Genomic DNA, 12798 nt, shown 5'->3' with positions numbered 1-12798 from the left:
TCCCCCGATGACGCACGAGAAGGAGATCGTCGAGCCGGTCGACCTGTGCATGCCGGACGGGCGGCTCAACCCCGCCGCGGTCGGCTGGACCCGCCGGCCGCTGCACCGGGCGAACCTGCGCGGCTGGGGAAGGGCCAAGCGCTGGGAGTACTGGGGGATCGTGACGCCCACCCACATCGTCGGCCTCGTCGCGTCGTCGCTGGACTACGCCGGGGTGCACGGCGTCTACGTGCTCGACCGCGCCACGAAGGTCGAGACCGGCAAGGACGTCGTGGTCCCGTTCGCCCGTGGCGCCGTGCTGCCGCCGGTCAGCGGCGTGGGCACCGTGTACGCGCGCGGGGGCGGCCTGTCGATCGACATCGACCAGACCACCGAGGGCAGCACGATCCGTGCCACCGCGCCGGGCATCGAGATCGACCTCGTGGTGCCGCTCCCGCCCGGCCACGAGTCGCTCGGCGTCGTGGTCCCGTGGAGCACCCGCCGGTTCCAGTACACGGTCAAGGACGTCGGGCGTCCGGTGCGTGGCTCGCTACGGGTCGACGGCACGACGCACGCCGTGGCCGAACAGGACTCGTTCGCCGTGCTCGACCACGGCCGGGGCAAGTGGCCGTACGCGATCACGTGGAACTGGGCGGCGGGCAGCGGACCGGACGTGTCGATCCAGCTCGGCGGCAAGTGGACCGACGGCACCGGCTCGACCGAGAACGCGCTGTTCGTCGGCGGCCGGCTGCACAAGCTCGGCGCCGAGCTGCACTGGAGCTACGACCGCCACGACTGGCTGCGGCCGTGGCGGATCAGCGGTGATCGGGTCGAGGTGGAGTTCCACCCGTTCCACGAGAAGATCTCGCGCACCAACCTCGGCGTCGTCGCCAGCGAGACCCACCAGTGCTTCGGGCACTTCTCCGGCTGGGCCCAGGCGGACGACGGCGAACGGGTGGCGGTGGACGGCCTGGTCGGCTGGGCGGAGGAGGCTCAGAACCGCTGGTGACGCAGCCGCGCGTTGACCTGCCGGACCACCTCCTCGGGAAGCTTGACCACGCGCCGGTCGTACGTGAGCAGACCGTTCAGCTCGTCCTCCACGTCGGACAGCTGGGTGTAGACGGTCGCGCTCAGGCCGGCCCGGATCGCGGGCACGATCTGCTCGGTGTGCAGCCGCGTGAACGCCTCCGCCAGTTCCTCGGCGCTCCGGCACCGCCGGTAGCCGAAATCCTTGCGGCTGAAGGCGTGCCCGTCGACGCGCAGGTTGTAGCCGCCGTATTCGGACAGCACCAGCACCCGCCGGTCACCGCGTCGCCGCGGCACCCGGAAGCGGCGGAAGTACACGTGCAGGCTGCGCAGGTCACCCCCGCGCTGGTCGTGCCATCCGCTGGCATGGTCGACGGTGCGGGTGCTGTCGAGTTCGGCGACGTCGCGGGCGATCCGGGCCGCGTCGAACTGCCCCCACCCCTCGTTGAAGGGCACCCACACCGCGAGACTCACCACGTTGCGCAGGTGCTCGACGGTGTCGCGCATCTCGGCCCGGAACTGAGCCCGTCCCCCGGCGTCGGCGCGGCCGAACCAGCGCCGCCACCGGCCCCGGTCGGGCAGCCGCAGCGGCGTCACCGCCGGCGCGGTGACGACCAGCGGGTGGTAACCGCTGCCGCCGTTGACCATGTCCTGCCAGACCAGCATCCCCAGCCGGTCGCAGTGGTAATACCAGCGCAGCGGCTCGACCTTGATGTGCTTGCGCAGCATGGTGAACCCGAGTCGCTTCATGGTGGCGATGTCGACGATCATCGCCTCGTCGGAGGGCGCCGTGTACATGCCGTCCGACCAGTAGCCCTGGTCGAGGATCCCGGCATGGAAGTACGGCCGGCCGTTGAGCAGCAGCCGGGGCACGCCGTCCCCGTCCGGTCCGACACCGAACGAGCGCATGCCGAAGTAGCTGCGGACCCGGTCCGCGCCCAGCTCGGCGGTCACGTCGTAGAGGAACGGATCCTCGGGGCTCCACTGCCGTACCTCGGGGATCGGGATGCGCACTGCCACACCGACCGGCGCGGTGGCCTCGGCCACCACGACCCCGTCGGCCAGGATCCGGATGCCGGCATCGCCGGCATCCGCCGTCGCGTGCACCGTCACCTCGACGCACCGCTCGTCGAGGAGCGGGGTCAGGGTGAGGTGCCGCAGGTGTACGGCGGGCACGCTCTCGGCCCACACCGTCTGCCAGATCCCGGACTGGGCGGTGTACCAGATGCCGCCCCGGCGCAGCCGCTGCTTGCCCCGGGAGTGATGGCCGGTGTCGCTGTCGTCCTGGACCGCCACGACCAGGACGTTGGCGTCCTCGCGGAGCGCGTCGGTGATGTCGCAGGTGAACGGCAGATACCCGCCGACGTGGCCGCCGACCGGGACGCCGTTCAGATAGACCCGGCAGCTCTGGTCGACCGCGCCGAAGTGCAGCAGCAGCCGCGAGCCGGCGGCGTGGAAGCCCGCCGGGAGTGCCAGCGGACGGCGGTACCAGAGCGTCTCGCCGGGCCGGAGCTGCCGCCCGACGCCGGAGAGCGCGGACTCCGGCGAGAACGGCACGAGGATCTGGCCGTCGTAGCGTTCCGGCTCGGTGGGCGAGCCGGTGATCGCGTACTCCCACCGACCGTTGAGGTTGAGATAGCTGTCGCGGGCGAACTGGGGGCGGGGATACTCGGGCAGGACACGCTCCGCGTCGAGCGTGGCACCCCACGGGGTCAGCGGCGTCACGCCCGGGCCCCCTGCTCCCGCCGCCGCAGGGCCACGGCCGGCACCGCGATGAGGACCAGCACGGCCAGTGCCATGAGGAAGATGCCCGGCGTCGGGACCTGCTTCACCACGCCGAGATCCTCGTAGACCTCGCCGGCGTTAGTGATCACGGCGGCGCCGAGGTACGGGCCGACGAGCATCGGGACGAGGATGGCGAAGACCATCCGCAGCCCCTGGACGTGGCCGGCCCGGTCCGGTGGCGAGTAGTCGCGCACGAGGGCTCCGATCGGGGCGAGGACGAGCATGAAGCCCGACATCATCACGATCCCGGCGGCGATCACGGGAACCATGCCGCGGGCGAGGAACATCAGCGCCAGGCCGGTGCCGTAGACCACTACAGCCGGCAGCAGGAAGCGCACCTTGCCGACGCGGTCGATGAGCCGCCCGCCGACCACGCTGACCGCCGACGCCGTGACGAGGACGACGGCCAGGACGATCGCGTACCCCTCGATCCTCAGGTACCGCTGCAGGTAGATGATCAGATACGGAAGGAACACCTGCGTGGAGATCCCCCAGACGGACCAGGCCGCCAGGGCGAGGTAGAGCCCCGGGTTGGCCCGCATGGCGGCCGGGCGCAGACCGTGGACGACAGCGCGCAGATAGCCGCTCTCGTGCCGGACGAGTGACGGACTGTCCTCGACCAGGAACCAGGCCAGCACGCCGGCCACCGCCATGATCGCCCCGACGATCACGAAGAAAAGCTGCCAGTTCCCGGTGCGGGCCAGCCCGTCGAACCCGCCGAAGATCACCAGCATCGAGACCAGCGGCATGATGGCGAGCACCGACTCGACCCGGCCGCGGTTCGCCGGCTCGGTCACGTCGGTGACCCACGCCTGGAACGCCGCGTCGTTTGCGCCCGAGCCGAGGAAGGACATCAGGCAGTCCAGCGTGATGACCGCGATCGCCGTGACCAGCACGACGTTCGCGACGGGCGCGATGTCCTCCACGAGGCCCACTGTGAGGAAGCCGAAGGCGGCGGTGGAGACGCCCCACAGCAGGTAGCCGCCGGCGATGAACGACCTGCGTCGCCCGGTCCGGTCGGAGAGGGCGCCGAGCAGCAGGGTGGCGACGGTGGCGGTCACGGCACTGGCGGCGACCATCGTGGCGATCGCGTTCGGATCGTCGGTGATCGTGTCGTACACGAACAGGTTCAGGTAGATGTTCTCGATGGTCCAGGCCATCTGCCCGACGAGTCCGAGGACGATCAGGGCGGTCCAGACCCGGGGGCGCAGGCCGGCCGGACCGGCCGACGTGGCCGGGGTGAGCACACTCCGGGTGGTGGACACGACGGCCTCCTTCGACGGGTCAGAATATGATCCGTCCCGTCCGGCCGTCGATGGGTCCGGGGTCAGCCAGGCTGCCGCTGAAGAGCGCGCACGACGAAAAGGCCCCGGTTCGGGTGACCGAACCAGGGCCTCTGCCATCTGTGCGCCGCCAGGGACTCGAACCCCGAACCCGCGGATTAAGAGGTTGATCTTGGTCGAGTCGTCTGGTCCAACGGGGGCGCGCGAGTCCATCTGTTCGCGGTCAGGCCCCAGCTTCAGCGGGACGGCGTCCAGCCCAGTCCATCGCGTGCCCAGCCCGTCCATCGCGGCGGAGCGCCCACCGAGCACCCACGAAACGACGCGCTTCGGCACCGAACCGACCCGCCGGCCTCCGGCGAGCACCGGGCTCGGCATCAGTTCACACGACCGCTGCGGGCGACGGTACTGGGCGTGGCGTCTTCACAGAAGAAGGTGAGGCCGTAATAGGCCGACGAACTCGCCTGATCGGCGTCCTGGTGGTTTCCACATGCTGCACGATGGCTTCGCCTACTGCTTGAGCGAGCTTCGGTGGCACGGCGTTGCCGATGAGCCGTCCCAGAGGCGCGAATTGCACGGGTTCTCCAGGGGCGACGAACTCGTAGTCACGCGGGAAGCTCTGGAGGATCGCGGCTTCGCGTAGAGAGATGGCGCGGTCCTGTTCCGGATGGCCGAATCGACCGGCGCCGTAGTTGTACGACAACGTCGTGATGGTGGGTGACGGCTCGTCCCAGACCATACGGGCGTAGACGTTGCGGAAGGTGGAGCCGGACGACTTTCGGTGGCAGGGCGCGCGAAGTTCTTCACGCCAGTCTTCCCAGGTGCCGCCTGGGTTCGAGCTCCTGATTCTCTCCAGGTTGACTGGGGTGAGCTTGCGGCTCTTGTGCAGGCGGTCGGTGGGGTCGACCATGCCGTCTTCGAGTGCGGGAAGTCCGCGAATGGCCTGCTCGACGGTGGCGTAGTCGGTAGGTGCGACCTTGCCCTTGGGTACGCGGATCTCGCCGAGGAGCGATGCGACGAGGACCATGCGCCGACGATGCTGGGGCACGCCGTAGGCCGGGCAGTGGCAGGACTCATGGTGCACCGAATAGCCGAGTTTCTGCAGTTTGTCGACGAACGCCTTGAAGATCGGAGTGCTCCCGATGCGAGGAACGTTCTCCATGGTCACGATCTCGGGCTTCGTGCCCTCGACCAAACGGCTGACCTCGTCGATCAGCGGCCACTGGGCTTCCTGAGAGGTGTCCGTGCCACGGCGGTACGAGGAGAACGGTTGACAGGGAGCACATCCGGCCAGCACCCGGATAGTTCCCTTCGGCCACATCGAGGCTAGCTCCTTGGCCTCCAGCTCGCGCACGTCCTTCTTACGGAAGGGGGCGCGGATGTTCGACTGGTAGGGGTACTCGCACGCCGGGTCGATGTCGACACCTGCAGCGACGTCGAGGCCTGCCTCCTGCAGTCCGTACGAAAGCCCGCCGACTCCGCAGAAGAGGTCGACTGCGGAGATCTTGACGGTTCGCGGAGCCATGCCAGGACTGTAGTTGGTCGACAGGCGTCGACGCTGACGGCGTCGACGTTCGCACCTTCGGCCTCGCGTCGGCGACGGACGGTCGGATCCTCGACTGCTACGTCACTCGAACGTCCCCGTCGCACTCGATGCCCGGTAAGAAGGCAGGAAGACGTCCACAGTGGTCGCCCGAGGAGCCGGAGTGTCATACGGTCACCCTGGAGGGCTGCAGGACGACGAATAGAACATTTGTTCGACTCGTCCGCTTTTGTCACACCCCAGCTCTATGCTCGGATCTCCATGGAGGAGGGGAGCGCCCATGGCGGCGGTCGCAAGGTCTTTTGCGTCACCTTCCGCGAACGTGTCCGCAATCCTGGTCGACGAACTGCGGGGGATCCTCGATCGCAGCGGCAGGCACACAGCCCAGTCCTTGGTGGCGGACTTCGTCGTCCGTCACCGCCTCGACCACAACGACGTCGACGCCCTGTTGGTGATGCTGACCCGGGAGCCAGTCCCGACTAATCCACCCAGCCGCTCCGAGAACCAGGCAACTGCTTCGCCCGACCCCGAGAGTGCACCCACCGAGGAACCTGAAGCGGCGGAGTGCGATCCACCAACCTCGGCCGGAGGCGAGGACGACACCGCCCAGCCTCGACACGAAGAGACGGTCGACGACGGCCTCGACTGGATGTTCGGCGACGTTCCCGAGCAGCCCGTCGCGCTGGCGTCCGACGACAGGGTGCAGGGCGCGTTCGACGATCTGCTCGGTGACTGGACTCGCACGGGCGGAAAGCTGACGCGCGCCGAGGTAGCGCTGCTCGTTACGCGGCGGGCGCTCTCTACAGAGCAGCATGGCGAACTGCTGCGATTGCTGAAGGATGCCGGGGTCGAACTGCCCGCATCCGCCGACGCGCGTCCGGCCTCGTCTGCCGCAAAGGGCTACGAGCTGCACGGGGACACCGTGCGCCAGTACTTACGCAGCATCGGCCGGTACCCGCTGATCGGCGCCCAGCGTGAGGTGGAGCTGTGGTCGCTGATGAGGCAGGGAGAGGCAGCGCGACGTACGCTCGAGGCCGGTTGGAACGACCTTCCACGCGAGGAGCGACGGTCGCTGCGTGACCGGATCGAGGATGGCCGCGCCGCACACGCCGAGCTGGTGTGTGCGAACCTGCGGCTCGTCGTCTCGATCGCCAAGGGCAACCACTACAACCGTGGCGGGGTCGAGTTCGCCGACCGCATCCAGGACGGCAACCTCGGCTTGATGCACGCGGCCGATCTCTTCGACGGATCCAAGGGATTCAAGTTCTCCACCTATGCGACGTGGTGGATACGGCAGTCCATCGAACGGGGCATCGCCAACCACGGCCGGACGATCCGGCTTCCCGTCCATGTCCGAGAGCAGACGCAGAAGGTCGACAAGGCGGCCCGCAGACTGACCGACCGGCTGGATCGGGAGCCCACCCTTGCCGAACTCGCCGAGGAGACCGGCCTCGACCCCGGCAGGGTGCAGGCGGTGTTGGACCATCTGCGCCCGCTGCTCAGCCTCGATCAGCTGTTCGGCGACGAGGGCGATCTTCGCCTGTCCGATGTTCTCGCCGACGAACAGGAACGCGACGGGCGCACCGACCCAGCGGAGATCGTCGGTCACATGATGTTCCAAGCCGACCTCGACCGCACGCTTCGGAAGGTGCTGCCGGAGCGGACGGTGAACGTGCTCCGACGGCGGTTCGGCCTCGGCACTGGCGTCCAGGAGACCCTGGACGACATCGGTGCCGACTATGGTGTCACCCGCGAACGGATCCGCCAGATTCAGGCCAAGGCGATGAACACACTCCGGGAAGACGAGAGGGCGTTGGCGTTGCGCGAGTACGTGACGGACGCTCCCGTGGTCGAGTCCGGCGATGCCGCTGAGGAGAAAGCGTGATGAGCGTCGACAAGGGCCAGCCGCTGATGGAGGCATGTGACCGGTTCGTCACCTGGCTGGACCGCCGCGTTGCGGCGGCAGGCCGCGGCGACGGTCTGCAGCGGCTGGAAGTGGCGCCCTCCGGAACGTTCTGGCTCGGCCGGCTCAGCCGGCTCGTCGGCAAGGATGAGGACGCCGGGGGCGCCAACGACGATCGGTCGGATCGCCTGGACCCGTGCGCGATGGGCATTCGGCTACGCCCGGCCGAGTCGTCGCCGTGGTCGATGACGGTGACCGTGCGGGCTCGGGCTTGGGTGAAGGACCCCAGAGACGGTCCGGAGCCCGATCGTCCCTGGTGGCGAACTGGCCTGGTGGAAGAGAACATTCCGGTCGTGATCGGCGCTTCCGGGGGGGCCTTCGGGGCCAAGCAGTTGCAGGACGCGTTCTCGGCGGTCGGCGCACCCGGCCTGAGCGCTGAGGTCCGCGTCGAGGTGGAGGACTGGCACAAGCAGCCCGAGCTGGTCGTGCAACTGGTGAATACCAGCCCCAAGCAAGGCCGAGGGCTGACCGATCCCCATCTTTACGAGACGCAGCTGGAGGTGGCGGGGCTCCTCACAGTTCCGTTCGAGCTGGAGGCCCTGCCGGACACCTTCCGCTACGACCGGAAGGTGCCGGCGTACGGAATCAACGTGGGCGTCGAGGTGGTTGCCCCCGGCGTGTTCCGTACCACCGACACCGTCAGCGTGCAGACCTTCCGACCGGAGTACTGGAACAGCGACCGCCCGAAGCCCGATCTCTCCTTCGCCCGTCTCGCCGCAGATCCGATCCCGGTCCTCACCGACCTGGTGGACGCGCTCGAGGAGTACGACCAGAAGCACTGGTCGGTAGCCGCGCTGGACACACGTCAGCTGGCCGACGGCTGGTCGGATGCGATGCGCGCCGAAGCGGACCGCTCGGCGACACTGGTGTTCGACGAGCTTGCTCGGTTGCGCACCGGCCTGGACCTGGTCCGGACGCATCCCGAGATCCGACGCTCGTTCCAGCTCATGAACGAGGCGATCGGGCTGAGCGCCAAGGGACGTGGCTACCATTCGTGGCGGGCGTTCCAGGTGGGGTTCCTGCTGTCCGCCATCCGGTGTCTCGCCGAGCCGGCCGAAGAAGCCGATCACGTCGACACCGTCTGGTTCGCCACCGGTGGAGGCAAGACCGAGACCTATCTCGGCCTGCTGCTGACCGCGGCGTTCTTCGACCGGCTGACCGGGAAGCGAACGGGCGTGACCGCCTGGTCACGGTTCCCCCTGCGGCTGCTGAGCCTGCAGCAGACGCAGCGTTTCGCCGACGCGCTCGCCGGCGCGGAACTGGTCCGCCAGCAGCAGGAGGATCTCCGCCGAACCGCCCCGTTCAGCCTGGGCTTCCTCGTCGGCCAGGCCGGCACCCCGAACAAGATCGTTCCAAAGCCGGAGAACGACGAGACCGGGCCGGACAGCCCGGGCATGCCCGACAAGTACCAGGTGCTGCTGCAATGCCCGTTCTGCCGCGACGAACGCCTGACTATGAAGTTCGACCGCAAGCGGTGGAAACTGGAGCACCACTGCGCCAACCAGGCATGCTCCTGGAAGCGGGGTGCGCTACCGATCTACGTCGTCGACCAGGAGGTGTTCCGCTTCCTGCCGACCGTCGTCGTCGGCACCCTCGACAAGGCGGCATCGATCGGCCTGCAACAGGCCATGCGCGGTCTCATCGGCCCGCCCCAGCAAATGTGCTCCGAAGAGTGGCACGGCTTTACCTACTCGACCCGGTCGAAGTCCCCCAACGGCTGCCTCGTACCCGACTGCCAGGGCACTCTCCTCGAGTTACCTATGCCCGAGAAGCGCTTCGGTCCGTCGCTGCGGCTGCAGGACGAGCTTCACCTGCTGCGTGACAGCCTCGGCGCGGTCGACTCGCACTACGAGAGCCTGCTGGACCACCTCCAGCACAAGCTCTGCGGCACCCGCGCCAAGATCGTCGCAAGCAGCGCGACCCTGACTGGGTATGACCATCAGGTCAGGATCCTCTACCGCCGTGAAGGGCGCGTCTTCCCTCAGCCGGGGCCCCGAGCCGGCGAGTCCTTCTGGAGCCTGCCGGAGGACACCAAACTGCGGCGCTTCGTCGCCGTCGCACCGCGCGGCGTCACGCTGGAACACGTCAGCGACCGGACACTGGACGCCCTGCAGCGATGTGTGCGGGAAATGTTGGACGACCCGGCGAAGGTGTGTGTGGAAGCCGGGATCGACCCGAGCCATGCCGGAGAGCTGATCAGCATCTACGGCACCGACGTGGTCTACGGCTCGACCCTCTACGACGTGGAGGCCGCCGGCCGAAGCCTCGGCAGCAACAACACCGTCGACGGCATCAACGTCGAGCAGCTCACCGGCCAGACCGACTTCGACGAGGTGCGCGACATCCTGGAGCGGCTGGAGAATCCGGAGGAGAAGTTCGAGGACCGCATCCACGTGATCGCCGCCAGCTCGATGCTCTCCCACGGTGTCGACGTCAACCGGCTCAACACGATGGTCATGCTTGGCCTGCCGCTGACCACGGCCGAGTTCATCCAGACCACGGCCCGCGTCGGTCGTCGTTACCCCGGCCTGGTGTACGTCCTGCACAAGATCGGCCGTGAGCGCGACGCCCAGACGTTCCGCCACTTCGACAAGTACGTGAGCCAGGGCGACCGGTTCGTCGACGCCATTCCGATCACCCGCCGCAGCCGGCGCGTGTTGGCCCTCACGATGCCCGGCGTCGTGGCGGCGCGGGTCCTGATGCTCAAGGAACCGGCCAGCAAGCAGCGGCTGAGCACACCGGCGAAGCTACGTCAGTACGCCCACGATGCCGGGCTGACACCGGCCGACGAGGCGGCGGCTGTGACGGAGGTCCTCGGGCTCGACGGGCCGGAGGACTCCCTGCACCAGCAGCAGATCGTCGAATGGGTCCAGGAGTGGTTCGCCGATCTCCATGACACTGCCAGCAAAGCCCGGTTCATCGGCGAGATCGGCAGCCCGTCCCCGATGACGAGCCTGCGCGACGTCGAGGCCCAAGCCCCGATCCACGACTGAGGCGGACGACATGACGAAGCTGGGCTCCCGCAGCGGCAGCCAGATCCTGCGGACCTTCCTGCCAGCGCAGACGGTCGACCTGCGCGGTGACATCTACCGGGTCGACGAGTGGTCGGCACCGAGCCCGATCGACGTCGACTCCGAGCTGGTTCGCTGGAGCCTGCTGAACGAGATTGCCGTGTGGAGCGCCAACGACAAGGACAGCGGCATGGCCGGCGACTTGCTGCGCAAGGTGCCGGTGGAGGTGGTCGAACTCGACGAACGCCGCGGCGTCACTGTCGAGCGATACCCGCGAGTCTGGCTGTGCCGCGCCTGCAAGCGCATCGGGAAGTCGGAGGACGCCCGATGCAAGTGCGGCAAACGGGCCTGGGGGCAGTTGCACTTCGTCGGCGTGCACGAGTGCGGAGCCATCACCGAGCCCTGGATCAGGCGCTGCCCCCAGCACGACGACGTGCAGGTGGTCATCCCGAAGAGCGCCAAGGCGGCCGACATCAAGTTCGTGTGCCCGACCTGCCGCACGGAAACTATGCAGGGGCAGGGGCTCGGCCACGGGCGCAAGTGTGCGTGCGGCGACGGCAACGTGCGATGGAACGTGCACAAGGCCCGCATGGTCTACGTGCCGCGCGGCATGGTGCTGATCAACCCGCCGCGTCCGGAACACCGGGAGAGCCTGAAGCTCGCCGGCGGCTCCCGAAAGGCCCTCGTCTGGGTGGTCGAGGGCCTGACCGCAGGCCGCCCTGCCGACGTGGCGGCGAAGCAGACCCGCAAGGACCTTGTCGAACAGTTGATCTCCAACGGCATGGCTCCCGACATCGCCGAACAGATGGCGGACCTGGCCGAGGCGGGCGGTCAGCTGGCCGTAGCCGGGGACCACCCGGTCGACCGGCTGTCGACAGCGCGCCGCGAAGTGGCCGAGCGGGTGGCCGTCGACATCGCGATGGCCCTGGCGGAAAGCCGGACACCGACGACAGCCCTGCGCGCGCCCGAGCCGCACGACCCACTCGAGCGGCGCTACCGGGAGGCCTATCCTCCGGCCCTGCGCCGTGCCGGCATCGACGGGCTCGACCTGGTCGACAGGTTCCCGGTGCTCAACGCCATGTACGGCTACACCCGAGGTGACGACGATCCGTCGAAGTGTCGGCTGGTGCCGTTTCGGCGCAAGCGCAGCGGCTATCGGCTTTACGGCAACCTGGCGGAGACCGAGGCCTTCCTGATCCGCCTCGACCCGGTACGTGTGGCGACATGGTTGTCCGGCCGAGGTCACCGACTGCCCGGCTGGACCTCCGAGCCGACCGACGCGCTCGCGGCGCGGGTGGCGATCCTGGAGTCGGCAGTGATTCCCACCAAGCGCGACGATCCCAAGGTGGAGTCCGTCGGCTCCGACGTCCTCAAGCTGATCCACACGTACGCACACCGGTTCATCCGGCAGACGGCGGTCTTTGCTGGCATCGAGCGCGACGCCCTCAGCGAGTACCTGGTGCCCGAGCACCTCGGCTTCTTCGTGTACGCGGCCGCCCGGGGCGACTTCGTGCTCGGCGGAATGCAAGCGGTCTTCGAGTCCAATCTCGACGATCTGCTGACCGCGTTCGTCGACGCCGAGCACCGGTGCCCGCTGGACCCGGGCTGCAGCATCGGCAGCGGCGCATGCACCGCCTGCGTACACCTCGGTGAGCCGTCGTGCCGATTCTTCAACCGGTTCCTTGATCGCGGCGTGCTGTTCGGAAGGGACGGCTTCCTGCGTACCTCGGTCACCGCCCGATAGTCGTCACCCGGCGTCGCCACTCGGCCTGGACCAGGTCGGCGGCAGCGCCGATGGCTTCGTGTTCCCACACGTGCAGCACGACCCAGCCAAGCTCGGCGAGAGCGGCGTCCTTGGCTCGGTCGCGGGCGACGTTGCGGTCGAGCTTGGCCTGCCACCACTCGCGGTTGTTGCGGGGAACGGTTCCGTGCTGCGGACAGCGGTGCCAGAAGCAACCGTCGACGAAGACGGCGATCTTGGCGCGGCTGAAGGCCACATCAGGCCGCCCGGGCAGGTCCGGGTGGTTGACCCTGAACCTCAGCCCCCGCCGGTGCAGCTCACGGCGGAGTGCCAGTTCGGGCTTGGTGGACGTGCGGGGCTGGCGGCGCATGCGGACCGACGTGGCGGCGTCGAGCGGTGTCGGCACAGTCGACTTTCGGACCATACTCTCGGCCTCTCTGCGGAATCGTGAATGATCGTGCACGGCTAGG

The 12798-nt window shown here is 68.4% G+C and carries 8 protein-coding genes; 4 read left to right on the top strand and 4 right to left on the bottom strand.

The window, feature by feature from the left end:
* Window positions 1-7 precede the first annotated feature (7 nt).
* Entirely contained in the window at window positions 8-988 is a 981-nt protein-coding gene (locus tag CLT75_RS31030; protein ID WP_135243635.1) for a DUF2804 domain-containing protein, read from the top strand.
* Here the strand turns inward: CLT75_RS31030 and CLT75_RS31025 are convergent.
* The 3 genes from CLT75_RS31025 to CLT75_RS31015 form a co-directional block, all read right to left on the bottom strand.
* A complete protein-coding gene (locus CLT75_RS31025; protein ID WP_135243634.1) occupies window positions 973-2730 on the bottom strand; it encodes a sugar-binding domain-containing protein in 1758 nt (585 codons plus the stop codon). The two genes, CLT75_RS31030 and CLT75_RS31025, sit on opposite strands and share 16 nt — an antisense overlap.
* Entirely contained in the window at window positions 2727-4055 is a 1329-nt protein-coding gene (locus tag CLT75_RS31020; protein WP_135243633.1) for an MFS transporter, read from the bottom strand. The genes CLT75_RS31025 and CLT75_RS31020 overlap by 4 nt, the downstream gene beginning before the upstream one ends.
* Before the next feature lie 397 nt (window positions 4056-4452).
* A complete protein-coding gene (locus tag CLT75_RS31015; RefSeq protein ID WP_135243632.1) occupies window positions 4453-5595 on the bottom strand; it encodes a DNA cytosine methyltransferase in 1143 nt (380 codons plus the stop codon).
* A gap of 340 nt (window positions 5596-5935) precedes the next feature.
* Between CLT75_RS31015 and CLT75_RS31010 the strand changes: the two genes are divergently transcribed.
* From CLT75_RS31010 to CLT75_RS31000, 3 genes are read left to right on the top strand one after another with little or no spacing between them, the layout of a single operon-like run.
* Window positions 5936-7498, top strand: a complete 1563-nt coding sequence (locus tag CLT75_RS31010) for a sigma-70 family RNA polymerase sigma factor (protein WP_135243631.1) — start codon at window positions 5936-5938, stop codon at window positions 7496-7498.
* Window positions 7498-10569, top strand: coding sequence for a helicase-related protein (locus tag CLT75_RS31005; protein WP_135243630.1), 3072 nt, complete (start codon window positions 7498-7500; stop codon window positions 10567-10569). Before CLT75_RS31010 ends, CLT75_RS31005 begins: the two co-directional genes overlap by 1 nt.
* A 10-nt stretch (window positions 10570-10579) precedes the next feature.
* Window positions 10580-12331 (top strand): hypothetical protein, encoded by a 1752-nt coding sequence (locus CLT75_RS31000; protein WP_135243629.1) that lies wholly within the window; start codon window positions 10580-10582, stop codon window positions 12329-12331.
* Here the strand turns inward: CLT75_RS31000 and CLT75_RS30995 are convergent.
* Window positions 12318-12734: a very short patch repair endonuclease gene (locus CLT75_RS30995; RefSeq protein WP_486485313.1), complete on the bottom strand. Its 417-nt coding sequence runs from the start codon at window positions 12732-12734 to the stop codon at window positions 12318-12320. The two genes, CLT75_RS31000 and CLT75_RS30995, sit on opposite strands and share 14 nt — an antisense overlap.
* Window positions 12735-12798 lie beyond the last annotated feature (64 nt).

It is taken from the genome of Micromonospora sp. CNZ285, from assembly GCF_004637285.1.
This window is presented reverse-complemented; position numbering and strand designations above follow the sequence as displayed.

What these genes read in the sequence shown, in the direction of transcription:
- CLT75_RS31030 (WP_135243635.1), top strand. Translation starts at nt 8, where the DNA reads ATGACGCACGAGAAGGAGATCGTCGAGCCGGTCGACCTGTGCATGCCG.
- CLT75_RS31015 (WP_135243632.1), bottom strand. Translation starts at nt 5,595, where the DNA reads ATGGCTCCGCGAACCGTCAAGATCTCCGCAGTCGACCTCTTCTGCGGA.
- CLT75_RS31005 (WP_135243630.1), top strand. Translation starts at nt 7,498, where the DNA reads ATGAGCGTCGACAAGGGCCAGCCGCTGATGGAGGCATGTGACCGGTTC.
- CLT75_RS31000 (WP_135243629.1), top strand. Translation starts at nt 10,580, where the DNA reads ATGACGAAGCTGGGCTCCCGCAGCGGCAGCCAGATCCTGCGGACCTTC.